The organism is Allocoprococcus comes, from assembly GCF_013300725.1.
Taxonomy (GTDB): domain Bacteria; phylum Bacillota; class Clostridia; order Lachnospirales; family Lachnospiraceae; genus Allocoprococcus; species Allocoprococcus comes_A.
This window is the reverse complement of the sequence record NZ_JAAIMM010000012.1, coordinates 54,152-78,899: the sequence shown is the minus strand read 5'-3', so window position 1 is coordinate 78,899 and position 24,748 is coordinate 54,152. Positions and strand designations below refer to the sequence as shown.

Sequence of the window (24,748 nt, the reverse complement as noted above, 5' to 3'; positions counted from 1 at the left end):
AAGGAATTATCATGAGCTTTTTTGGAGGATACAGCAAACGAGGAAGACAGTTGGAGGAACAGGATAAAAAGTTTCTGGAATTTAAAAAGCAGATGAGTGACCAGAACATTGTTTTTGAAAAGGGAGATTATCTGGCCATGGTTTTGGGTGCCTTCTGGGCACTCTGGCCGGCTCTGGCTATTACACTTGCAGTAATTGTGGGGATCAGCCTGTTCTTTTTATAAAAACTGCAAAAATCTGAAAGGAAGAATGAATGGAATATACCAGGAAGGCATCAATAATCTGTTGAAAAGACAGCAAAATTGATTGAGGAGCATTATATGATCGTTCCGGAAGTTCTGCATGAAAAGCAGTGTAAGAAATCCGAATAGAACGAAGGATAATGTGATTTCAGTTGTTTTAGATCAGGTGGCTAAAAAGGCACCTGACAGCGGCGTTCTGCTTCAAAGCTACGTCACAAAACAGTCTGTGTAAATGCTTGCAATTACAAGTAAAAACGAATACAATATAGAAAAAGAGGCAGGTATCAGGCAGAAATGAGACAGATGGAATTTAAAATGGAGCGTCCGGGACTGGTTGAGCCCGGACAGATTGTTGATGTGACAGAGGGCGTTGTAGCTGCGTATTTTTATTATACGATTGAGCCGGCTGTGGCAATGAGTGCCAATTACCGTTCATGGCAGAGGCTTAAGTCCGGACAGGGAAAGGTGATTGACGTAAAGCAGACACCGCAGGGGTATTATGTGGTGTGTGAATTTGATGAAGAGGATGTGGAATAAAGAGAAGGAAAATCCACTGGAAAGAATTCAATATAAAAAGATCAGAGAATGATAAAAAATGTGGTTATCAGACTCTGATCTTTTTATATTGTCATGTGTATGGAAGAAAACTACCGGTGACATGCTTAATGATGGAAAAAACTGCTATATAATCCTGAACCAGGAACATAAACAGAGAAAATCTACAGTCCAAGAAGAGCAGGAAGTTCCCTGATTGCGCCAATCTGTCTTGGTGGATCCGAAACATCACCAAATCCATACGAAGCATAAATAAAAGGCACGTCTGCCTTCTGACAGGCATCAAAATCACCTGAGGTATCTCCGACATAGACCACATCCTGCAGATGATTGCGCTCCATCAGAAGACGGATGGATTCGTTTTTTGGAACCTGTGTCTGACCAAAGCATAAAAAATCTTTGATATATTTTCCGAGTCCCATCGTTTTTAGAAAAACTTCGATATATCCACACTGGCAGTTGCTGACGATATAAAGGTCGGTTTTCCGAGAAAGGCTTTCCAGTGTCCGTGCAACATCCGGGTAAAGAATACCATGATCGGTTTCAAGCAGCCGGTTTTCATAGTCAAAGCAAAGATAGCCGATCCGGTCACGTTCTTCTTTTGGGCAGGAAGGAAAGAGTGCAAGCGTGATCTCATCCATTGTTTTTCCGAAAAGTGACTTAAGCCCATCTGCTGTAAGTGAGAGGGAAAAATCCGTATTCTCATCTATCGCCTGATTCCAGGATCTGGCAACTGCTTCGGTGGAGTCCCAGAGTGTGCCGTCTACGTCAAATATAATACCATCCATGATTCAATCTCCTGTATCTGAAAAATTATTTAACAGGTTAAGGATAGCACAAAGCGGGTATCCGGGCAATGGTCTGTAAAATATTTTATCGAAAAGTTACAGGTGCTGTCGAAAAAATGCGAATTAGTAAGAAAGAAGAAAAGAAGTGTAAGATAGTAGAAACAGAGAAAATAAAAGAAGTAAGTGGGGAAAAGAAATGGCTGAGGGGAAAATCAGGATCAAAGATGTTGCAAAAATAGCCGGAGTGAGTGCAACAACTGTATCGAATGTGATCCATGGAAGAACGGAAAAAGTATCAAGAAAGACAAGAAAAAGGATAGAGGAGATCCTGGATGAACAGGAATATGCCCCGAGCATGGGAGCGCGTATCCTTTCAGGAAAATCTTCCGGGATGATTGCTGTAGTTGTTGGGAAAAGGCAGGAATGGGAGCAGGAGAGTGAAAAATTAGAAGAAATATTGCGTGAGATCGAGAAGAGTCTGGACGAGAGGGAATATTATATGCTGCTGCATTTTGTGAAAACAGCAGAAGAATTTGTACGATATGCGGCAGTATGGAAACTGGATGGGGTTATCTGTATCTGGCTCAATGAAGAGGAGTGTACAAGAATCCGGCAGATGTGTGCGGTTCCGGTGGCTGCGATATACAGAACAGACCGGATTTACGGAAAAGCCGGTGAGGAAGTCGCAAGGTTTCTGCTTAAAAGAAAGGAACAGAGAATCTGGTTTCTGGATGGAACGGAAGAGTACGGGAAAGTGGTATGGCAGGGAATGCAGAAAATATTTTCAAAAAAAGGCTGCTTTCTTGAAGAAGAACAATATCTGGAAATTCCAAAAGACAGGGATCTGCGGAGAATGTTCTATAAAATCCGGCTGGCAGGGCTTGCATTATCCGCAGATATTCTCGTATTTGCATCTGCCGTACAGGGAGCAGAGGCTGTCGGTTATCTGCATGATCTGGAAATCAAGGTGCCGGAGGAAATTGAAGTGATGGCAGTCGGAAAAGAAGAAACAGCACTCATTTGCCGCCCACAGCTGACAACAGTCGAATTTGACAAAAAACGATTTGTCCGGCAGGTAATCGAAGAATTATATGTCCAGATGATAAAAGGATATATTTTGACAAAATCCGGAAAAATCAGTGTGAAAACAATAATTAGAGGTTCCTCTAATTGATAAAATCGAATTAAAGTGATAAAATTTTAGAAAGCTACTTGACAAAGGTAGTGTCAATTGCTACAATAAAAAAACAGAACGCACTCTGTTTTGTAAAGTAAAGGAGTATGTTATGAGAAAACAAGCTTATTCAATTTTGGTTTATAACAATCCGGGACTATTAAGCCGTATGGCAGGATTGTTCAGCAGACGGGGATACAATATTGAAAGTATTACCGCAGGTACAACTGCAGATCCGAGATTTACAAGGATCACGATCGTAGCAAGTGGAGATGAACAGATTCTTTCACAGATCGAGAAGCAGGTTCGCAAGATGGAAGACGTGATTGAGGTGAAGCCGTTAAATGACAGCAATTCAGTATGCAGAGAACTGGTTATGATCAAGGTTCGTGCAAATGCATCTGAAAGAGCAGATCTTATTTCACTGGCAGATATTTTCCGCGCGAAGATCGTTGATGTTGAAAAAGACTGTCTGATGATTGAACTGACGGGAACCGAATCAAAGTTGAAAGCGTTTATGGAGCTTCTGGAAGGATATGAGATCCTGGAGCTGGCAAGAACTGGTATTACCGGTCTGAAGCGTGGAAGCGATGACGTGATCATGTTTGATTAAAGCAGAGGGACGTTTAAAAAGAGCTCAGAGCTCGAAAGCAGCACCTTCAGGGGTGCAGCAGTAGTTACATAAGAAAGCTAGGGGCATGGAGCCTTTAACTCTATAGAATCAATAAGTCATAGGAGGAAATTAAAAATGGCAGCAAGAATTTTTTATCAGGAAGACTGTAATTTATCAGTATTAGAAGGACAGACAATCGCTATCATCGGATATGGTAGCCAGGGACATGCACATGCACTGAACCTGAAAGATTCAGGATGCAATGTCATTATCGGTCTTTACGAAGGAAGCAAATCATGGGCAAAAGCAGAAGCTCAGGGATTTGAAGTATATACAGCAGCAGAAGCTGCAAAGAAAGCTGATATCATCATGATCCTTATCAACGATGAACTTCAGGCAGATATGTATAAGAAAGACATTGAACCAAACCTTGAAGAAGGTAACATGCTGATGTTCGCACATGGATTCAACATCCACTTCGGATGCATTACACCTCCGTCATACGTAGATGTAACAATGATCGCTCCAAAAGCACCAGGACATACAGTAAGAAGCGAATACCAGGCAGGAAAAGGAACACCATGTCTGATCGCAGTAGAACAGGATTACACAGGAAAAGCCTGGGACAGAGCACTTGCTTACGGTCTTGCAATCGGTGGAGCAAGAGCCGGACTTCTTGAAACAACATACAGAGTAGAGACAGAAACAGACCTCTTCGGAGAACAGGCTGTACTTTGCGGTGGTGTATGTGCCCTTATGCAGGCAGGTTTCGAAACACTTTGCGAAGCAGGATACGATCCAAGAAACGCATACTTCGAATGCATCCATGAAATGAAACTTATCGTAGACCTGATCTACCAGAGCGGATTCGCCGGAATGAGATACTCAATCTCCAACACAGCAGAATACGGTGATTACATCACAGGACCAAAGATCATCACAGAAGATACAAAGAAAGCAATGAAGAAGATCCTCTCAGACATCCAGGACGGAACATTCGCAAAAGAATTCCTTCTCGACATGTCACCAGCAGGACGTCAGGTACACTTCAAAGCAATGAGAAAGAAAGCCGCAGAACACCCATCAGAAGTAGTTGGAGAAGAAATCAGAAAACTCTACAGCTGGAACGGTGAGGATAAACTGATCAATAACTAAGCGATAGGCAACAAGCCGGTCAGCTAAGCGGAAATAGAAGGAGTCCGGGAAAAACATGCTCGCATGCTTTTCCCGGACTCCTTCTATTTCTGATTAGTTAGTTGGCGCCGCCAACGGTCGAACAAGCTCTGCTTGTGAGACTCTGACCGGCTTGTATCGTAAATCATTCGACCCACAAACTCTAAAAACACAACCAGCGGAATCGCGCCTCGCGCCAATTCCGCGTCCCCCCAAAACAGAAGTCCCGTCAAACCACAAACTCAATCCAGCCAAACCGCGCTCCCGCGCCAGTTTGGCGTCCCCCCAAAACAAAAGTCCTGTCAAACCACCAAACCATCAAACCACCCAACTTCCACCCACCACCAAATATACATATTGCACAACCCACCCCTCTGTGCTATACTAAAACCAGTCAAAACCACCAAAACAACTTAAAGGAGGAACTAGAAATGGATGAAAGACTGGAAGACCTTCGCTCCACCAAAAACCCAAAGGCGCGAATTAAAATTTTAAAAGGACACTTTGCAACAAGTCATTCCCACATCAACACCTACATCGACATGTCGACGGTCAAATCCCGTCACAACAACGCCCGTGAGACTGCAAAAGTTCTTGCAGCAGCTTACCTTTCTAACACAACGGTAGATACCATCGTTTGCATGGAAGAGACAGAAGTGATCGGAACTTTCCTTGCCGAGCAGCTTGCCGATGAGAACCAGTACTCACTCAGCAAAGGAAACAACATTTCCATTATTACCCCGGAGATGTATCAGGACGGACAGATCCTGTTCCGTGACAACAAACAGAGAATGGTCGAGAACAAACAGGTCCTGATCCTTGCAGCGTCCATCACAACCGGTAAATCTGTCAAACAGGCAATCGAGTCCATTCTGTACTACGGAGGAAGAGTCTGCGGAATCAGCGCAATTTTCAGTTCAGTCAACAAGATTGCAGGAATGGAAGTCAATACGATCTTCACAAGCAGTGACCTTCCACATTACAGAGCGTATTCTCCGGAGGATTGCCCGAAGTGCAGAGAAGGACAGCGGATCGAAGCTATCGTGAACAGCTACGGCTATTCTAAATTATAAGAGAAAATCAGAAGACAAAAAAGTCTGTACCGGATGCAAGCAGCATTCAGTACAGACTCTTTTTTAAAGATTTATGAAAACAATAAAGACAGCCACTGACGGGATGGCTGCCTTTTTATCATTCATTATTTATCTCGAAACCGGAATTAAGCAATTTCGTTAACAGCTTTTGTTAAACGAGAGATTTTTCTTGCGCAAGTATTTTTGTGGTAAACACCCTTGCTTCCTGCTTTGTTGATTACAGAGATTGCTTCTTTTAATGCAGCCTTTGCAGCTTCAACATCTTTCTTTTCAACAGCAGTTTCAACTTTCTTTACATAAGTTTTCACTTTAGATTTGATTGCTTTATTTCTAGCTGTCTTTGTCTCAGTTACTAAAATTCTCTTTTTTGCGGATTTAATATTAGCCATTTCCGACACCTCCAAATTATCATTTCATAAATTATATAATCATAATATTGAATTCGACGAAAAGTGACACGGAACATCCGTCGAACACACTTATTTATTTTAGGCGAAGAAAGATTGCTTGTCAATACATAATTCCAATTTTTTTGCGAAAAACTAAGTGAATAAAACAGAAAATACAGAAATGGGAGAGGACTATGGTTGAAAAGTATAATATCAGGACGGATCTGGCTCTGGAAGAGAAGGAACGATTTGAAGCTGACCATGTTGAGGTCCAGGGTGTGATCCTGACGGAAGAGTATGATGAGGAAAATGAGATCCGCATCACAACAGTGCAGATTAAGACCGAAAACGGAGCAAAAGTGATGGGAAAACCGGTTGGCAGCTATATTACGATCGAGGCACCGGAAATGGCAGTTCCCGATGAAGGATATCATGAGGAGGTTTCACAGCAGCTTCGGAAATTCATTGGAGAACTGCTTCCCAAAAGAAAGATGGAAAAGATCCTGGTGGTCGGTCTTGGCAACCGTCAGGTGACACCGGACGCACTTGGCCCTTATGTGGTAGACAACCTGCATATCACAAGGCATATCATTGAGGAGTACGGAAAGTATGCGACAGGGGAAGATGAGGTCTGGTCGGTCAGCGCGATCGTACCGGGGGTTATGGGGCAGACCGGAATGGAGACTGTAGAGGTGATCCGGGGGGTGGTGGCAGAGACAAAACCGGATATCCTTCTGGTGATCGATGCGCTGGCAGCGAGAAATTCAAAAAGGCTGAACCGGACGATCCAGATCGCGGATACGGGAATTAATCCGGGATCCGGGGTGGGAAATCACCGGAATGCAATCACGGAAAAGACAGTCGGGATCCCGGTGATTGCAATCGGTGTGCCGACTGTAGTGGATGCGGCAACCATTGTAGGTGATACGATGGATAATCTGCTCAGTGCAGTGGAAGTATCTGAATCTTTAAAAGGCATGGCAAGTGTGATCAAAGGATACAGTCCGGCAGAAAAATATGAGCTGATCAAGGAACTGATCGCACCACATTTAAATGGAATGTTTGTCACACCAAAAGATATTGATGAGACCGTCAGGCGAATCAGTTATACGATTTCTGAGGCGCTGAATATGCTTTTTGCAGCTTCAGCGACATAATCAGGCGGTGAGTTGCATATATTATGTCAATATGACACAAAAGATCCGGGGCAGGATCCAGTCTGGAAAGATAGGGTTTTGCTACGGTAATCTTCAGAAACAGGCAGGGAGGCGCGCAGATGAAAAAAGAACAGAGAATTTGTGTGCTTCTCGCCATTATGATTTTGGGAATCTGGGGACTGGAAGCAAAAAGCAGCGGTTCACTGATCCCGAGATCCTGGAAGATCAGGATGATCCAGAGTGTTCAGGAAAATGCGGAGCGGCTTTATATGCCGGGAGTTACATATACGGAGAAAAAACAAGGGAAAATCCGGATGACGGAGGCTGTCGTCCACATGGCATCTGCCCTGATTCCTCTTGGTAATTATGTGACTGAGCGGGAGGCGGCAGAGCTTATGACAGAAGATGAGGCCACCTATGCGCTTCTTGCAAAAAAGCAGGCGGAAGAAGAAAATTCGGTGGATGAAAACGGACAGCTTATCGGGGAAGATAAAAGCGAAGAGACAAGGCAGGCGTCCGTACCGACGATGGATCTTTCGATGGACCGGCTAAATGATTTTGAATATCTTGTGAGCAATTTTTATACGGTGGACAGCGTGACGTATATCAATCCTTCGGAGTTGAACGCTTCGGAGCTGCTTGGAAAGGATCTGAGGATTGATCTGGGTACGGGCGGTTCGAAAATCCTGATCTATCACACCCATTCCCAGGAGACATTTGCAGATTCAGACAATGATCCGTCCACCTCAATTGTAGGGATCGGGCGTTATCTGACGGAGATTTTAAATGACAAATACAAGATTCCGACCATGCATCATGAGGGAGTATATGATCTGATCGATGGTAAACTGGACCGGAGCGAAGCTTATGAATTTGCCAAACCTGAGGTGGAACAGATCCTTGCGGAAAATCCGAGTATCGAAGTGGTGATCGATCTGCATAGAGACGGCGTGGCGGATACTACGCATCTGGTGACGGAGATAAATGGAAAACCGACGGCACAGATCATGTTTTTTAATGGACTGAGCCGGACACGGGTAAACGGAGATCTTGCCGGAATGGCCAATCCATATTTGCAGGATAATCTTGCATTTTCCCTGCAGATGAAGATTGCGGCAGAAACAAAATATCCGGGATTTGCAAGGAGAAACTATCTTCGCGGCTATAAATACAATATGGATCTGATGCCGCGGATGCTTCTTATTGAGGCGGGCGCGCAGACTAACACGGTAGAGGAAATGCGAAATGCCATGGAGGTGCTGGCAGATCTTTTAAATAGTGTGCTGACCGGACAATAGAAGGAGTCTTATGACAAAATGGAAACTATAGAAATTTACCGATATAAAATATGTTATAATGGCAGGAGAGGTCAATTTGGCTTGACAAGAGGATTGAAATTGAGATAGAATTTTTCTTACTGAATTGAAGAAACAGATCAGGGAATCCGGGGGATTGTAGGGAGGCTGCTGCCGCAGGATTTTACCTGGATATTTTAGAATGGATCATAAGAGGAGAGGAAGAAAATGGCAAAAAAGACTACATATGATGCGGAGAGTATTACCATTCTGGAAGGACTGGAAGCTGTCCGGAAAAGACCGGGAATGTATATTGGAAGCGTCAGTACCAAGGGGCTTAACCACCTGGTGTACGAAATTGTAGATAATGCGGTAGATGAGCATCTGGCAGGATTTTGTTCACAGATCGAGGTGACACTGGAAAAGGACGGTTCTGCAACGGTAACAGATAATGGACGAGGTGTGCCGGTAGGCATGCATGCAAAAGGAGTATCGGCAGCCAGAATCGTATATACCACCCTTCATGCAGGAGGTAAGTTCGATGATTCGGCATACAAGACAAGTGGCGGTCTGCACGGAGTAGGTTCTTCGGTTGTTAATGCACTGTCTACTTATATGGATGTAAAGATCAGCCGTGACGGTGCGGTTCACCACGACCGTTATGAGAGAGGAATTCCGGTGGTAGAACTGGAGGATGGGCTCCTTCCGGTGATCGGAAAGACCAAAAAGACCGGGACCTGTGTCAATTTTCTTCCAGATCCGACAATTTTCGAGAAGACGAGATTTAAAGAGGAAGAGATCAAGAGCCGACTGCATGAGACAGCCTACCTGAATCCGGAACTGACGATTATATTTACAGATAAAAGAAAGACACAGGAAGAGAGGATTGAGTATCATGAACCGGATGGGATCATTGGGTTTATCAAGGATCTGAATTCCAAAAAAGAAGTGATCCACGATCCGGTTTACTATAAAGGAGAGGCAGAAGGCATCGAAGTGGAAGTTGCATTCCAGTATGTGAATGAATTCCATGAAAATGTACTAGGCTTCTGCAACAATATTTATAATGCGGAAGGGGGAACCCACCTGACCGGGTTCAAGACGACATTTACGACGATCATGAACCAGTATGCCCGTGAAATTGGTGTGTTAAAGGATAAGGATGCCAACTTTACCGGTGCAGATGTGCGGAACGGAATGACGGCGATCGTATCGATCAAGCACCCGGATCCGAGATTTGAGGGACAGACCAAGACAAAGCTGGACAACCAGGATGCGGCAAAAGCGACCGGAAAGGTGACCAGTGATGAGATCCCGCGTTTCTTTGACCGGAATCTGGAGACACTGAAAAAGGTTCTTTCCTGTGCGGAAAAGGCAGCGAAGATCCGTAAAAGTGAGGAAAAGGCAAAGACAAATCTTCTGACCAGGCAGAAATATTCCTTTGACAGCAACGGAAAGCTTGCAAACTGTGAGAGCCGGGATGCATCCAAATGTGAAATCTTCATCGTCGAGGGAGATTCTGCGGGAGGAAGCGCAAAGACTGCCCGCGACAGAATGTATCAGGCAATCCTGCCGATCCGTGGAAAGATCCTGAATGTGGAAAAAGCAAGCATCGATAAGGTTCTGGCAAATGCCGAGATCAAGACCATGATCAATGCATTCGGATGTGGATTTTCAGAGGGATACGGTAATGACTTTGATATCACAAAGCTGCGGTATGACAAGATTATCATCATGGCGGATGCGGACGTGGATGGAGCACATATTTCCACGCTGCTCCTGACTTTATTCTACCGGTTTATGCCGGAACTGATCTACGAGGGGCATGTCTACGTGGCAATGCCGCCGCTTTATAAGGCGATGCCGAAAAAGGGAGAAGAAGAGTACCTTTACGATGATAAGGCACTGGAGAGATACAGAAAGACCCATTCTGACTTTACCCTGCAGCGATACAAAGGTCTGGGTGAAATGGATGCAGAGCAGCTCTGGGAGACAACCCTCAACCCGGAAACCCGAATGATGAAACGGATCGAGATCGAGGATGCACGTATGGCATCCGGTGTAACAGAGATGCTGATGGGAACAGAAGTTCCGCCGCGCCGCGCATTTATTTATGAAAATGCGACAGAGGCAGAACTGGATATTTAAAAACAGATCGGAAAGGCATGGATTTTCAAAAGGAGAAAGTCTGTGCATCAGAAAACATAAACTAGAAGAGGTAAGAGAAAATGGAAGAGTCACAGATCATCCGGACGGAATATTCGGAGCTGATGAAAAAATCATATATTGACTATGCCATGAGTGTTATTATTTCCAGAGCCCTCCCGGATGTCAGGGATGGTCTGAAACCGGTACAGAGAAGAACACTCTATGACATGTATGAGCTGGGAATCCGTTACGACAAGCCGTACCGTAAATGTGCGCGTATTGTCGGGGATACCATGGGTAAATATCATCCCCATGGAGACAGCTCGATCTATGAAGCACTGGTTGTTATGGCACAGGAGTTCAAAAAAGGAATGATCCTGGTAGATGGTCATGGAAACTTCGGCTCCATTGAAGGAGACGGGGCGGCAGCCATGCGTTATACCGAAGCAAGACTGGCGAAAATCACACAGGAGGCATATCTTGCCGATCTGGACAAAGATATCATTGATTTTGTACCGAATTTTGATGAGACAGAAAAAGAACCGGCAGTTCTTCCGGTAAGGATTCCGAACCTTCTGCTGAACGGTGCGGAAGGAATCGCAGTTGGTATGGCAACCAGTATTCCGACACATAACCTGGGTGAGATTGTGGATGCGGTTAAGGCATACATGAAGAACAATGACATCACTACAAAACAGTTGATGAAGTACATCAAGGGACCGGATTTCCCGACAGGCGGGATCGTCGTCAATAAAGATGATCTGGCAGAGATTTATGAGACCGGAACCGGAAAGATCAAGATTCGTGGAAAAGTAGATGTGGAAGAGATAAAAGGTGGACGGAAGAAGATCGTCATTTCCGAAATCCCGTACACCATGATCGGAGCCGGAATCGGTAAATTTCTGAACGATGTCTGCAATCTGGTGGAGACAAAGAAGACCAGTGACATCGTAGACATTTCCAATCAGTCTTCCAAGGAAGGAATCCGTATTGTAATTGAAGTGAAGCGTGATGCAGATGTGGACAACCTGATCAACATGCTTTATAAAAAGACCAGACTGGAGGATACTTTTGGTGTCAATATGCTTGCGGTAGCCGATGGCAGACCGGAAGTACTGGGACTCAAACGTATCATCGAACATCATGTAGATTTCCAGTTTGAACTTGCAACCAGAAAATACAAAACGCTGCTGAAAAAAGAGCAGGATAAAAAAGAAATCCAGGAGGGTCTGATCAAGGCGTGTGATGTGATCGACCTGATCATTGAGATCCTGCGTGGAAGCTCGTCCATCAGGGATGCAAAAGAATGTCTGACAACAGGTGCGACAGAGAAGATCAAGTTTAAGTCGAAAAGATCCGAAAAAATGGCATCCATGCTCCGGTTTACCGACCGGCAGGCACAGGCGATTCTGGAGATGCGTCTGTACAAGCTGATCGGTCTGGAAATCGAGGCACTGATGAAGGAGCATGAGACAACGCTTGCAAACATTGCAAAATATGAGGATATTCTGAATAATTATGATTCTATGGCGCAGGTGATCATTGATGATCTGGATGCGCTGAAAAAAGAATATGCCGTGAAGCGTAAAACAAAGATCGAGAATGCAGAAGAAGCTGTGTTTGAGGAAAATAAAGTACAGGAGCAGGAGGTTGTCCTTCTGATGGACCGCTTTGGTTATGCAAAGACGGTGGATGGATCCGTCTATGAACGTAACCGGGAGGCGGCAGATAAGGAGAATAAGTATATTCTGCGCTGTATGAATACCGGCAAGCTGTGTCTATTTACATCGGATGGCAAGATGCATCAGATCAAAGTGATGGATCTCCCTTACGGAAAGTTCAGGGACAAAGGATTTCCAATCGACAATGTAAGTAATTTTGACAGTACAAAAGAAGGAATCGTATATCTGTGTGATGACAGAGAACTCTTTTTCTCCAAATTCCTGTTTGCCACGAAGCAGGGAATGATCAAAAAGGTGGCAGGAAGTGAATTCCAGGTAACTAAGCGGACAATCGCGGCAACGAAACTGCAGGACGAAGATGCACTGGTAAGCATCCAGCCAATCCGGGATGTGCAGGATGTAGTTCTGATGACGGAGAATGGATTTGTGCTCCGTTTCCCGGCGGAAGAAGTTTCGGAGAAGAAAAAGGGTGCAGTTGGTGTGCGCGGTATGAAATTACAGAAAAATGACAGTGTGGAAGAGGTATATCTGTTTGAAGAAGGAACGGAGAGCAAGGTGATCTTCCATGAAAAAGAAGTGACACTGAACCGTTTGAAACGGGCGAAAAGAGATGGAACAGGAACACGAATGAGAAAGTAGGTCGGTTATATGGCAACGGTAGGAATTGATCTTGGAACAACAAACAGTCTGGTAAGCGTGTGGCAGGATGATAAATGCACGTTGATTCCAAATAATCTGGGAGAATATTTAACACCGTCGGTAGTAGGAATTGATGAAAACGGTGAAATGCTGGTGGGAAAAACCGCAAAAGAGCGGCTGATCTCCCATCCGGAAAGTACAGTGGCAAGCTTCAAGCGTTTTATGGGGACAGAGAAGACATTTATACTTGGAAACAGGCGGTTTACAGCGGCAGATCTGTCGTCCATGGTCCTGCGGCAGCTGAAAGAAGATGCGGAAAAATACCTGGGTGAGCCGGTTGAAGAGGCAGTCATCAGTGTTCCGGCGTATTTTAATGATTTTCAGAGAAATGCGACGAAGATGGCAGGAGAGCTTGCCGGACTTACAGTGGAACGTCTGGTCAATGAGCCGTCGGCGGCAGCACTTGCCTATCGCTTTGGAAAGACTGAGGAGGATCAGACCTTTCTGGTGTTTGATTTTGGCGGAGGAACTCTGGATATCTCGATCGTAAATGCATTTGACAGTGTGATCGAGATCGTGGCAGTTGCCGGGGACAATCATCTCGGCGGAGATGACGTGAACCGTGCAATTGCAGAGAAATTCCTGAGTGTCAACCAGATCGATGAGGGTAGGATTACCAATGAAGAGAGAGCCAGCCTGATCCGTGAGAGTGAAAAGCTGAAGCGGAAGCTGACAAGTGAGCCGGAGGGCGAGATGGAAGTTGTGATCGGCGGACAGGTTTACCAGATGAAGCTGGATGCGAAAGGACTTCTTGAAGTGTCCTCAAAGCTGCTTGAAGGAATCGGAATTCCGCTCAAGCGGGCGATGGATGACAGCGGTTATGGCTGGGAGGATATTGACGAGATCATTATGATCGGTGGATCCGGTAAGATGAAGATCGTGCAGAATTATCTGCAGTTTCTGAGTGGTAAAAGACCGCGGTGTGAGATCGATCCGGATGTTGCGGTTGCAGTCGGCGCCGGAATGTATGCCGGAATCAAGGAGCGGAAGCAGGCAGTGAGGGATGTACTTCTTACAGACATCTGTCCGTTTACACTTGGAACCGAGATCATTCACGGAGATACCAGGGGACCGGCGATCATGTCTCCGATCATTGAGCGGAATTCGGTACTTCCGATCAGCCGGATAGAGCGGTACTGGACAGTGCATCAGTTCCAGGAATACTGTGATATCACGATCCTGCAGGGTGAGCACCGCTTTGCGGATCAGAATCTGGAGCTCGGGCGGATCCGTGTGCCGGTTCCGCTGGCAAAAAGAGCGGACCAGAGGGAAGCGGTGGATGTAAGATTTACCTATGATATCAACGGGATCCTGGAAGTGGATGTGACAGTTGTCAGCACAAAAGAGCACTTCAGTAAGGTGATCGTCAATAAAGATATCCAGCTGACACCGGAGCAGATCGAGGAAAGAAGAAAAGAGCTGCAGAAAATAAAGATCCACCCAAGAGAGCAGGAAAAGAATCGCCTTCTGATGGAGAGAGGAGACCGTCTTTACGAAGAAAATACCGGAGAGATCCGGAAATATCTGGACAAGATCCTGGCAGATTTTTCAGTTGCATTAAATTCACAGGATCTGCGGACGATCGAGAAGGCGTATACAAGGACGAGTGAGCTTCTGGATATTGTGGAGAACACACCGAAGAGATCGGTGCCGGTCAAAATAGAAGCTTATCTGTATGACGAGTGGAGGAGGCAGCAGTGATGAACTGTTTTACGGTACTTGGGATTGAACCAACAACGGAAAAGAAAAAGATAAAGAGAGCATATGCGGCAAAGTCCAGGGAGTTCCACCCGGAAGAACACCCGGAGGAATTTCAGAGGATCCACGATGCTTACGAAGAGGCGCTTGCGTGGGCAGAGCGGAATGCTGAAAACGAAGCAGAGACACAGATGCCGGAAGAACCGCGGCAGATGGAGATGGGAGCAGCGGAGCAGGAAAAAGCAGCGGAATCTGAAACATGGAATTATGCAGAGCCGGAGAGAAACCCAGAAGAGGCTTACATGGAAAATCCTCAGAAAGAAGATGCACAGTCAGAAGAATCTTCTGCGCAGTATGAAGAACTTCCTGTGCATTCTGACGAAGATTCTGAGGAAAGTTTCCGGGAAGAAGAGGCAGGAGAGCCACCTGTACAGTTAGAGGAAGATTCCCGGACATGGGACAGTGACTGGGACCGCCAGTTCCAGAATATGGCGGATGCTTCTGAGCGACAGGGCGCAGATGACCGTGAGATCCGGAAGATCATGGAACAGTGCATCAGTCTGTATCTGAATGAAAAGGAACGGAATAAGCTGTACCACTGGAAGGATATCCTGGAGGAACCGGCGTATAGAGAATATTTCAGGACGAAGACTTTTGTGGAATCCTGGTATCATTTTCTGGATACCCACCGGATGTTCGATGCGGCAATCTGGCAGTATTTCCAGTGGATAGACGGAAAGCTTTTTTCAGCTCTCGAAGCAGGAGTAATTCCGTTCAAATATCCGACAGCGGAAGAAACGGAACGGATTCCACGACAGGAAGATGTGGAGCAGCCACGCCCGGAGACAAGGAATCCGGGAACTGGGTCCGGACCAGATCTTCCGAAAGCGAAGAAAGAAAAGTCCAAAGCGGTAAAGATACTGTTATATCTTGCGGCACTTATCGGAACCGGGATCGGAGGAATGATCCTTGGAATTATAGCAGGTACGATATTAGGGTAAGGAGGACGGAAGATGAAAAAGAAAAAATCCGGAAAAAGAATTTTTGCAATCGTTCTTCTTGTTGTGGTTGGAATTGGCGGTTTTTATTTTGGATATGATATCGGAAGAATGGATCACGATGAGGAGAGGATACGGGAAGAACTGAAAAAGACGACTGCTGATTCGGAAATATCCATCCGCCCGGTTGCAAAGGGTGGTACTGGAAAAACGGAGATTGAAATCCTGACAGAATGTCTGGGGGATGCGAAGGACAGCCTGGAGAACCTGGAAAAATATAATGAACAGCTGCAGGCGCTCGATGGAAAGACACCGGATACAGAAACCGTTGTTTTGATACAGGATCTGGATGATAAGAACGAAAAAGCATATGAAGTACTAAAAGATCTTACGGAAGACCCGGCGGGATACATCGCAGAAAAAGCGGCGGCGCGTGGCGAAGGTGATGAAGTCTGGGCAGATGACTGGGCAGCAGATATCCAGGTTGTAAAATGGCTGAAAGAGAACGATGGAAAGCGTCTTTACAAAGAGAATCAGGCATATATTTTAAAAATCCTTGCATTTCAGGAAAAGTAGTGCTATACTGTATGCAGTTACATAAGAAATCTGGCAGAAGAGTGGACGAAAGTTCACTCTTCTTTTTGCCAGTCATATAACCAGAATCCAACAGATTTCTGGAACCTGATAAAGAAAGGAAGTTGCAGATTGTCAAAAAAAGAAGTATATGAACAGAAAACAGAAGAGATTCTGATCCCAATCGTGGAAAAGCATGGATTTGATCTCTGGGATGTGGAATATGTAAAAGAGGGTGGAAACTGGTACCTGCGTGCTTATATCGATAAGCCGGGCGGAATCATGGTTGATGACTGTGAGGTGGTAAGCCGGGAACTTTCAGACATTCTGGATGAGAAGGATTTCATCGATGAAGCGTATATTCTGGAAGTGAGCTCGCCGGGACTTGGCAGACCGCTTAAGAAAGAAAAAGACTTTGCAAGAAGCCTGGGAGAAGAAGTAGAAGTTCGTACTTACCGGGCAATCGACAGACAGAAAGAGTTTATTGGAATCTTAAAAGATTATGATAAAGATACAGTTACCATTGAATATGAAGACGGTGAGACGATGACATTTGACAAAGCAGATATCGCACTGATCCGTCTGGCGTTCGATTTCTAGTGACAGGAGGAAGAAGGAAATGAATACCGAATTATTAGAAGCACTTACAATTCTTGAAGAGGAAAAAGATATCAGCAGAGATACTCTGATGGATGCCATTGAGAATTCACTGATCAATGCCTGTAAGAATCATTTCGGAAAAGCAGACAATATCAAAGTAATTATGGATAAGGAGACATGTGATTACACTCTGATCCAGGAGAAGACCGTTGTAGAAGAAGTAGAGGACAAAGTAGAACAGATCAGTCTTGCAGATGCGAAGATGATCGATCCTTCTTATGAGATCGGTGACATCGTACAGATCCCGGTTGAGTCCAAATCTTTCGGACGTATCGCAACACAGAATGCAAAGAACCTGATTCTTCAGAAGATCCGTGAAGAAGAAAGAAAAGTTGTATATGATCAGTACTTTGAAAAAGAAAAAGATATCGTGACAGGTGTGGTTCAGAGATATATTGGCAAGAATGTCAGTGTAAACCTTGGAAAAGCAGATGCGATCCTTACTGAGAATGAACAGGTAAAAGGTGAGAAATTCGAGCCGACAGAGCGTATCAAACTTTACGTTGTAGAGGTGAAGAACACGACAAAAGGACCAAAGATCCTTGTATCAAGAACACATCCGGAACTGGTTAAGCGTCTTTTTGAGGCAGAAGTAACCGAAGTACGTGATGGTATTGTAGAGATCAAGAGCATTGCAAGAGAAGCAGGTTCCCGTACCAAGATCGCAGTATGGTCTAACGACCCGGATGTAGATCCGGTTGGAGCATGCGTTGGTATGAACGGTGCCAGAGTCGGAGCCGTTGTAAATGAACTCCGCGGCGAAAAGATTGATATCATCAACTGGAGTGATAACCCGGCAATCCTGATCGAGAATGCACTCAGCCCGGCAAAGGTTATTTCTGTAATGGCTGATCCGGATGAGAGAACAGCAAGTGTAATCGTACCGGATTACCAGCTTTCACTTGCAATCGGTAAAGAAGGTCAGAATGCACGTCTTGCAGCAAGACTGACCGGATATAAGATCGATATCAAGAATGAAACACAGGCGATCGAGTCTGGCGAACTTCCGGCAGATTATATGAATATGGCTGAGAATTATGAAGATGATTATCAGGAGGAAGAGTATTCGGACGAAGAATATTCTGCTGATGAAGAATCAGAGGACGAAGTAGCAGATGATCTTGATCTGTATGAAGAATAGACAGAGGTGATTATTTGAGTACGACCAAAAAGGTCCCGATGCGTAAATGCGTGGGATGTCAGGAAATGAAGAACAAAAAAGAAATGCTGCGTGTTCTGAAAACAGCAGAAGGCGAATTCATTCTGGACGCAACCGGACGTAAGAACGGGCGTGGGGCATATCTGTGCTTTTCCAGAAAATGTTTGCAGGAAGCAATAAAGAATAAAGGACTGGAACGTTCTTTCAAACAGGCGATACCAAAAGAGGTATACGAAAATCTGGAAAAGGAGCTGGAGCAGCTTGGACATGAATAGAGCATTATCGATGATCAGTCTGGCGACCAAAGCCGGCAAGACAAAGAGCGGGGAATTCATGACAGAAAAAGAAGTCAAGGAAGGACGCGCGCATCTGGTGATCGTGGCAGACGACGCATCGGACAATACAAAAAAGAAATTTCAGAACATGTGTGATTTTTATAAAGTGCCAATATACTTTTTTGAAGATAAAGATACCCTGGGCCATGCGATGGGAAAAGAGTTCCGCGCTTCGCTTGCAGTAACAGATGCAGGGTTTGCAAAAGGAATCAGAAAACATCTGGATACGGAAGAAGGATAGCAGGAACTGTATACAGGAGGTAAATTTATGGCAAAATTAAGAGTATATGAACTGGCAGAACAGATGAATAAGACAAACAAAGAAATACTCTCTATATTAAAAGACAAAGGAATTGAGGTGGCAAGTCATATGAGTACACTTTCAGATGAACAGATTGATGCAGTAAAAGGTGAAAAAGCTTCTGAAGATACACCGAAGAAGAAAAATATTGTGCAGGTTTTCAGACCGCAGAACTCACAGGGCGGCGGAAGAGGCCGTAATGGCCAGGGACGCCCGCAGGGCAGTCGAAACGGACAGCGCCCGCAGGGCAATGGAAATGGCCAGGGACGCTCACAGGGTAATGGAAACAGACAGGAACGTCCACAGAATGGTAACAGCCAGGGACGCCCGCAGGGTAATGGAAATGGCCAGGGACGTCCGCAGAACGGAAACAGACAGGAACGCCCGCAGGGTAATGGAAATGGCCAGGGACGCCCGCAGAACGGAAACAGACAGGATCGTCCGCAGGGAGAAAACCGCGACAACAGACAGCGCAGAAATCCAAACGGACCAAGAAACGGTCAGGATCAGAGACAGGGACGCCCGGGTGATGGAAGAAGAGATGGCGGATTCCAGAACCGCGGAGACAGAAGAGATAACCGTGATAACAGAGACGGAAGAGAGATGCGTGATGGCGGACGCCGTGACGACAGAAGAAAATCCAGCCCGTCTATTCCGGCACCTGCAATCGCAGAACAGAAACCAAGCCGCAACAAACCAAAAGATGCGCACAAGAAAAAAGAATACAACAGAAATGAAGAGAACGAAGACAGACTGCAGAAAGGCAAAAAGGGCAAAAACAATAACGCTCAGCCGAAAATGGTAAAACCGCAGCCGAAGAAAGAAGTTGTGGAAGAGCAGATCAAGCAGATCACAATTCCGGAAGTACTTACAATCCAGGAACTGGCAGATGCTATGAAGATCCAGCCATCCGTAATCGTAAAGAAACTCTTCATGCAGGGCAAGATTGTAACCGTCAACCAGGAAATTGATTATGAGATGGCTGAAGAAATCGCTCTGGAATTCGACGTGCTTTGTGAAAAAGAAGAAGTAGTCGATGTGATCGAAGAACTTCTGAAAGAAGACGAAGAAGACGAAAAGAAAATGAAGAAACGTCCGCCAGTAGTCTGCGTTATGGGACACGTTGACCACGGTAAAACTTCTCTTCTTGACAAAATCCGTGACACACACGTCATCGCAGGAGAAGCAGGTGGAATCACACAGCATATCGGTGCTTCGGTTGTAGAAATCAACGGTGAGAAAATCACCTTCCTCGATACACCGGGACATGAAGCATTTACCGCAATGCGTATGCGTGGTGCAAATTCTACCGATATTGCAATCCTGGTTGTTGCAGCAGATGACGGTGTTATGCCGCAGACAGTAGAAGCGATCAACCATGCGAAGGCAGCAGGAATCGAGATCGTAGTTGCGATCAACAAGATCGACAAGCCAAGTGCCAATATCGACCGTGTAAAACAGGAACTTACCGAATATGAACTGATTCCGGAAGACTGGGGCGGAAGCACCATCTGTGTACCGGTATCTGCTCATACAGGGGAAGGTATCAAAGAGCTTCTGGAAATGGTTCTTCTTACCGCAGAAGTGATGGAACTGAAAGCAAATCCGAACCGCCGTGCAAGAGGTCTTGTGATTGAGGCTGAGCTTGACAAAGGAAAAGGACCGGTTGCAACCGTTCTGGTACAGAAGGGTACACTCCGTGTCGGAGATCCGATCGCAGCAGGTTCTGCATATGGTAAAGTACGTGCCATGATGGATGACCAGGGACGCCGCGTAAAAGAAGCAGGTCCTTCTATGCCGGTTGAGATCCTCGGTCTTAATGATGTGCCGAATGCAGGTGAAGTATTTGTTGGCTGCAAGAATGATAAAGATGCAAGAAGCTTTGCAGAGACATTCATCAGCCAGAACAAGATCAAGAAACTGGAAGAAACCAAGTCCAAGATGTCCCTGGATGATCTGTTCAACCAGATCCAGGAAGGTAACTTAAAAGAACTTGGAATCGTTGTAAAAGCAGACGTACAGGGATCTGTAGAAGCAATCAAGCAGAGCCTTGTCAAACTTTCCAATGAAGAAGTCGTTGTCAAGATCATCCATGGTGGTGTTGGTGCGATCAACGAATCTGACGTTACACTTGCTGCAGCATCCAATGCGATCATTATCGGATTCAATGTACGTCCGGATGCAACTGCAAAAGAAACAGCAGAACGTGAAGGCGTTGACGTGAGACTGTACCGTGTCATCTACAATGCGATCGAAGATGTTGAAGCAGCCATGAAGGGTATGCTTGAGCCTGTATTTGAAGAAAAGGTACTTGGTCATGCCGAAGTACGTCAGACATTCAAGGCTTCCGGAGTCGGAACAATTGCAGGATCTTATGTCCTTGACGGTACATTTGAACGTGACTGCCAGGCAAGAATCGTCCGTGACGGCGTTGTGATCTACGATGGTAAGCTTGCTTCATTAAAGCGTTTCAAAGATGATGTGAAGGAAGTTAAAGCCGGATATGAATGTGGTTTCGTATTTGAACGTTTCAACGATGTCAAAGAAGGAGACCAGGTAGAAGCATTCAAGATGGTGGAAGTTCCTAGATAAAGAAGGGTAGAAAATGAGAAAAAACAGCATTAAGAATACAAGAGTAAACGCAGAGGTACAGCGTGAACTGAGTACTATTCTGCGCGGAGGAATCAAGGATCCGCGTGTTGCACCGATGACTTCGGTTGTAGCGGTAGAGGTTGCTCCGGATCTTAAAACCTGCAAAGCATATATCAGTGTCCTGGGCGATGAAAAAGCCCAGGCTGATACCCTGAAGGGATTACAGAGCGCAGAAGGCTATATCCGCCGCGAACTTGCTCATACACTGAATATGCGTAACACACCGGAGATCAAGTTCGTACTGGATCAGTCCATTGAATATGGTGTCCGGATGTCAAAGAAAATTGATGATGTAACCAGAGATTTACGGGAAGAGGATGATTAGTATGTTATTAGATGCAATTTCAAAAGCCGGGACGATCGCACTGGGCGGACATGTCCGCCCGGACGGGGACTGCGCAGGTTCCTGCATGGGATTGTATAACTATGTCAGAGAGAATTTTCCTGAAAAAGAGATTGATGTTTATCTGGAAGAGCTTCCGAATACACTGAAGTTCATGAAAAATACAGATAAGATCCGGCATGAAGTGACGGAAGAAAAAACCTATGATCTGTTTATCGCACTGGATTGCGGGGATATAGGAAGACTTGGATTTTCAGCAGTTCTTTTCAAAAAAGCGGCAGTAAGATTCTGCGTAGATCATCATGTGAGCAACCAGAGTTTTGCAGACCAGAACTATATCATGCCGGATGCAAGCTCGACAAGTGAGCTGATCTACGATCTGCTGGATTATGGGAAGATGTCTGTGGAGACTGCCGAGTGCCTTTACACGGGAATGGTGCATGATACCGGTGTGTTCCGTTATTCCTGTACCCATCCGTCGACCATGCGCGCGGCAGCATCACTGATGGAAAAAGGGATTGATTTTACAAAGATCATTACAGAGACTTTTGATGAAAAGACCTATGCACAGAACCAGGTTCTGGGGCGAGCATTGCTGGAAAGCTTTCTTTTTATGGACGGAAGATGTATTGTATCTTACGTCACAAAAGAAGAGATGGATTTCTACCAGGTAAAAGCGAAACATCTGGATGGAATCGTAAGCCAGCTGAAACTCACAAAAGATATCGATGTTGCAATTTTTATGTATGAGCTTGAACATGGAACCTTTAAGGTAAGTCTGCGATCCAGTGAAAAGATAGATGTAAGTGTAGTTGCAAGCTATTTTGGCGGCGGCGGACACGCAAGGGCAGCCGGATTCTCCATGACTGCCACACCGCATGATATCATCAACAATCTGGCAAGAAGACTGGAACTTCAGTTTAACAGTGGGAGCGAAGCGGAATGATACATGGCGTACTGAATGTATATAAAGAAAAAGGTTATACGTCCCATGATGTGGTTGCAAAGCTGCGCGGGATCGTAAAGCAGAAAAAGATCGGGCATACCGGAACCCTTGATCCGGATGCCGAAGGAGTACTTCCGGTCTGCTTTGGAAAAGCAACAAAGCTTTGTGACCTGCTGACAGATAAAGATAAAACCTATCAGGCGGTTCTTCTTCTTGGTCAGGTGACGGATACACAGGATACTTCCGGTCAGGTTCTGGAAAAGCACAGTACAGAAGATCTGACCAATGAAAAAGTGGAAAATGTGATCCGCAGCTTTGAGGGGGAATACGATCAGATTCCGCCGATGTATTCGGCACTCAAAGTTAACGGGAAAAAGCTTTATGAGCTTGCCAGAGAGGGCAAAGAAGTAGAGCGGAAAGCACGGAGAATCACGATTCATGAGATCCGGATCCTGGAGATCAGTCTTCCGGAGGTAAAACTGGAAGTGACCTGTTCAAAGGGAACGTATATCCGTACGCTGTGTCATGATATCGGTCAGAAGCTTGGCTGTGGCGGATGCATGAAAGAGCTTTTGAGAACACGTGTAGAGCGGTTTGAACTTCAAGACAGTATCCGGCTCGGTGAAATCGAACAGCTTCAGAAAGAAGGGATTCTGGAGGAGAAGATCATCGCGATAGATGAAATGTTTCCGGCGTATGCAAAGGTCGTACTGCCACCGAAAACGGCTGCGGCAGTACGGAACGGGAATAGTTTCAGAAGAAGAGAGATTTCACAGGAAACAGCATTAAAGGAGTATGAGAACGAAGAGAGAGTCCGTGTGTACGATGAATCCCATCAGTTTATTGCGATTTACTGTTACTGCAGGAAAGACGATCTCTTCAAGATTGTTAAAATGTTTTTTGATGGAAATGAAAAAAGTAATTAAAGAGGAAAGAACATGGACTATATCAGAGGTCTGGAAGCCTATCAGGATTCCAGAGAGGCAGCAATCACACTCGGTAAATTTGATGGAGTTCACAGAGGACATCAGAAGCTGATCAAAAAAGTATGTCAGCTGAAGGCGAAAAAAGGCGTTCGTTCTGTTGTGTTTGCATTTGATATGAATCCGCTTTATGAAAAGCTTGGAAAATCAAGAGAAGGGATCATGTCCAATGAGGAGCGCAGATGTCTTCTGGACGGGAAAGTAGATGTACTGCTGGAATGCCCGTTTTCCGAAGATGTCACAAGTATGTCGGCAGAGGATTTCATCAGGAAGATCCTGATTGAAAAAATTCATGCCCGGTATATTGTGATCGGAACGGATTTCCACTTTGGGCATGACAAGCGTGGCGATGCAAAAATGCTTGCAGAATATGCGGGTGTGTATGGATATGAACTTTTTGTGATTGAAAAAGAGATGTATGGAGACAGGGAAATCAGCAGCAGCTATGTTCGTGAAGAACTTCGCAAAGGTAACATGGAAGCGGTGAATGATATGCTTGGATATGCATATACTGTACGGGGGAAAGTAGAGTATGGACAGCAGCTTGGCAGAAAACTGGGATTTCCGACTCTTAATGTGCATCCGGCTAAAGATAAGCTCCTTCCACCGAACGGAGTTTATCTGGACAGCGTGAAGATTGACGGAATTTGGTATAATGGTATCGGAAATGTTGGATTCAAACCGACGGTATCAAGTGATAAACGTATGCTGATCGAGAGCAATCTTTTTGATTATAGCGGTAATGCATACGAAAAAGACGTAGAAATTCAGCTTTATCATTTTAAAAGACCGGAGCAGAAGTTTGAATCGGTAGAAACAATGAAGGCGCAGATTGATCAGGATATTGCTTACGCAAAAGAATTTTTCCGTTATCATCATAAGAAATAACAGAGCCGGTGAAAAAGCTCAGGAAATGCGGTCATTTACAGGCGGCCTGCGTTGCTGGTCACAGATACTGTGAACAGTAACTATGAAAACCTGCCAGATGCAGAAAAACCTGCCAGATGCAGAAAAACCTGCTTGACAGGATCCGGGGCATATGGTACACTAGGCAAGTATGAAAAACCGATGTTCGGCAGATGGATTCTCCA

The 24,748-nt window shown here is 45.2% G+C and carries 24 protein-coding genes; 22 read left to right on the top strand and 2 right to left on the bottom strand.

Annotation, left to right across the window (positions count from 1 at the left end):
- The first annotated feature begins 11 nt into the window (after nt 1-11).
- Entirely contained in the window at nt 12-224 is a 213-nt protein-coding gene (locus G4407_RS08305; RefSeq protein ID WP_008369357.1) for a hypothetical protein, read from the top strand.
- Nucleotides 225-536: 312 nt separating this feature from the next.
- Entirely contained in the window at nt 537-779 is a 243-nt protein-coding gene (locus G4407_RS08300; RefSeq protein ID WP_008369354.1) for a hypothetical protein, read from the top strand.
- A 182-nt stretch (nt 780-961) separates the two neighbouring features.
- Here the strand turns inward: G4407_RS08300 and G4407_RS08295 are convergent, their stop codons facing one another.
- Nucleotides 962-1,585, bottom strand: coding sequence for an HAD family hydrolase (locus G4407_RS08295; protein ID WP_173688490.1), 624 nt, complete (start codon nt 1,583-1,585; stop codon nt 962-964).
- Between the two features lie 196 nt (nt 1,586-1,781).
- On the opposite strand from G4407_RS08295, the gene G4407_RS08290 reads away from it, so the two are divergent.
- From G4407_RS08290 to G4407_RS08275, 4 genes are all read left to right on the top strand, one after another.
- Nucleotides 1,782-2,759: a LacI family DNA-binding transcriptional regulator gene (locus G4407_RS08290; RefSeq protein ID WP_173688489.1), complete on the top strand. Its 978-nt coding sequence runs from the start codon at nt 1,782-1,784 to the stop codon at nt 2,757-2,759.
- Nucleotides 2,760-2,871: 112 nt separating this feature from the next.
- Complete coding sequence (gene ilvN, locus G4407_RS08285) at nt 2,872-3,372, top strand: acetolactate synthase small subunit (protein ID WP_117556485.1); 501 nt, start codon at nt 2,872-2,874, stop codon at nt 3,370-3,372.
- Nucleotides 3,373-3,507: 135 nt separating this feature from the next.
- Nucleotides 3,508-4,527 carry a ketol-acid reductoisomerase gene (ilvC, locus tag G4407_RS08280; RefSeq protein WP_173688488.1) on the top strand — a complete coding sequence of 340 codons (1,020 nt, stop codon included), beginning with the start codon at nt 3,508-3,510 and terminating at the stop codon, nt 4,525-4,527.
- 449 nt (nt 4,528-4,976) lie between these two features.
- Nucleotides 4,977-5,618 (top strand): type I phosphoribosyltransferase, encoded by a 642-nt coding sequence (locus G4407_RS08275; RefSeq protein ID WP_173688487.1) that lies wholly within the window; start codon nt 4,977-4,979, stop codon nt 5,616-5,618.
- 146 nt (nt 5,619-5,764) lie between these two features.
- On the opposite strand, the gene rpsT is transcribed toward G4407_RS08275, so the two are convergent.
- Entirely contained in the window at nt 5,765-6,028 is a 264-nt protein-coding gene (rpsT, locus tag G4407_RS08270; RefSeq protein ID WP_173688486.1) for a 30S ribosomal protein S20, read from the bottom strand.
- Nucleotides 6,029-6,222: 194 nt separating this feature from the next.
- On the opposite strand from rpsT, the gene gpr reads away from it, so the two are divergent.
- The 16 genes from gpr (at nt 6,223) to G4407_RS08190 (ending at nt 24,545) form a co-directional block, all read left to right on the top strand.
- Complete coding sequence (gene gpr, locus G4407_RS08265; RefSeq protein ID WP_173688485.1) at nt 6,223-7,185, top strand: GPR endopeptidase; 963 nt, start codon at nt 6,223-6,225, stop codon at nt 7,183-7,185.
- Nucleotides 7,186-7,304: 119 nt separating this feature from the next.
- Nucleotides 7,305-8,483 (top strand): stage II sporulation protein P, encoded by a 1,179-nt coding sequence (locus G4407_RS08260; protein ID WP_173688484.1) that lies wholly within the window; start codon nt 7,305-7,307, stop codon nt 8,481-8,483.
- Between the two features lie 225 nt (nt 8,484-8,708).
- A complete protein-coding gene (locus G4407_RS08255) occupies nt 8,709-10,628 on the top strand; it encodes a DNA gyrase/topoisomerase IV subunit B (protein ID WP_173688483.1) in 1,920 nt (639 codons plus the stop codon).
- Between the two features lie 80 nt (nt 10,629-10,708).
- Nucleotides 10,709-12,949, top strand: a complete 2,241-nt coding sequence (locus G4407_RS08250) for a DNA gyrase/topoisomerase IV subunit A (protein ID WP_173688482.1) — start codon at nt 10,709-10,711, stop codon at nt 12,947-12,949.
- Between the two features lie 9 nt (nt 12,950-12,958).
- Entirely contained in the window at nt 12,959-14,710 is a 1,752-nt protein-coding gene (locus tag G4407_RS08245) for a molecular chaperone HscC (RefSeq protein WP_173688481.1), read from the top strand.
- Nucleotides 14,710-15,708: a DnaJ domain-containing protein gene (locus tag G4407_RS08240; protein WP_173688480.1), complete on the top strand. Its 999-nt coding sequence runs from the start codon at nt 14,710-14,712 to the stop codon at nt 15,706-15,708. Before G4407_RS08245 ends, G4407_RS08240 begins: the two co-directional genes overlap by 1 nt.
- A 12-nt stretch (nt 15,709-15,720) precedes the next feature.
- Entirely contained in the window at nt 15,721-16,281 is a 561-nt protein-coding gene (locus G4407_RS08235; RefSeq protein ID WP_173688479.1) for a hypothetical protein, read from the top strand.
- Between the two features lie 129 nt (nt 16,282-16,410).
- Nucleotides 16,411-16,878, top strand: a complete 468-nt coding sequence (gene rimP, locus G4407_RS08230; RefSeq protein ID WP_173688478.1) for a ribosome maturation factor RimP — start codon at nt 16,411-16,413, stop codon at nt 16,876-16,878.
- Between the two features lie 19 nt (nt 16,879-16,897).
- The gene (nusA, locus tag G4407_RS08225; protein WP_173688477.1) at nt 16,898-18,079 is read left to right on the top strand and encodes a transcription termination factor NusA; all 1,182 of its coding nucleotides are present in this window, start codon (nt 16,898-16,900) and stop codon (nt 18,077-18,079) included.
- Between the two features lie 65 nt (nt 18,080-18,144).
- Nucleotides 18,145-18,372, top strand: coding sequence for an RNase P modulator RnpM (rnpM, locus tag G4407_RS08220; protein WP_420314998.1), 228 nt, complete (start codon nt 18,145-18,147; stop codon nt 18,370-18,372).
- Nucleotides 18,365-18,673, top strand: a complete 309-nt coding sequence (locus G4407_RS08215) for a L7Ae/L30e/S12e/Gadd45 family ribosomal protein (protein ID WP_173688476.1) — start codon at nt 18,365-18,367, stop codon at nt 18,671-18,673. Before rnpM ends, G4407_RS08215 begins: the two co-directional genes overlap by 8 nt.
- 27 nt (nt 18,674-18,700) lie before the next feature.
- Nucleotides 18,701-21,325, top strand: a complete 2,625-nt coding sequence (infB, locus tag G4407_RS08210; protein ID WP_173688475.1) for a translation initiation factor IF-2 — start codon at nt 18,701-18,703, stop codon at nt 21,323-21,325.
- A 13-nt stretch (nt 21,326-21,338) separates the two neighbouring features.
- Complete coding sequence (gene rbfA, locus G4407_RS08205; protein WP_008369305.1) at nt 21,339-21,710, top strand: 30S ribosome-binding factor RbfA; 372 nt, start codon at nt 21,339-21,341, stop codon at nt 21,708-21,710.
- 1 nt (nt 21,711) lies between these two features.
- Entirely contained in the window at nt 21,712-22,674 is a 963-nt protein-coding gene (locus G4407_RS08200) for a DHH family phosphoesterase (protein ID WP_173688474.1), read from the top strand.
- Entirely contained in the window at nt 22,671-23,600 is a 930-nt protein-coding gene (gene truB / locus G4407_RS08195) for a tRNA pseudouridine(55) synthase TruB (protein ID WP_173688473.1), read from the top strand. Before G4407_RS08200 ends, truB begins: the two co-directional genes overlap by 4 nt.
- Nucleotides 23,601-23,612: 12 nt before the next feature.
- Nucleotides 23,613-24,545, top strand: coding sequence for a bifunctional riboflavin kinase/FAD synthetase (locus G4407_RS08190; protein ID WP_173688472.1), 933 nt, complete (start codon nt 23,613-23,615; stop codon nt 24,543-24,545).
- Nucleotides 24,546-24,748 lie beyond the last annotated feature (203 nt).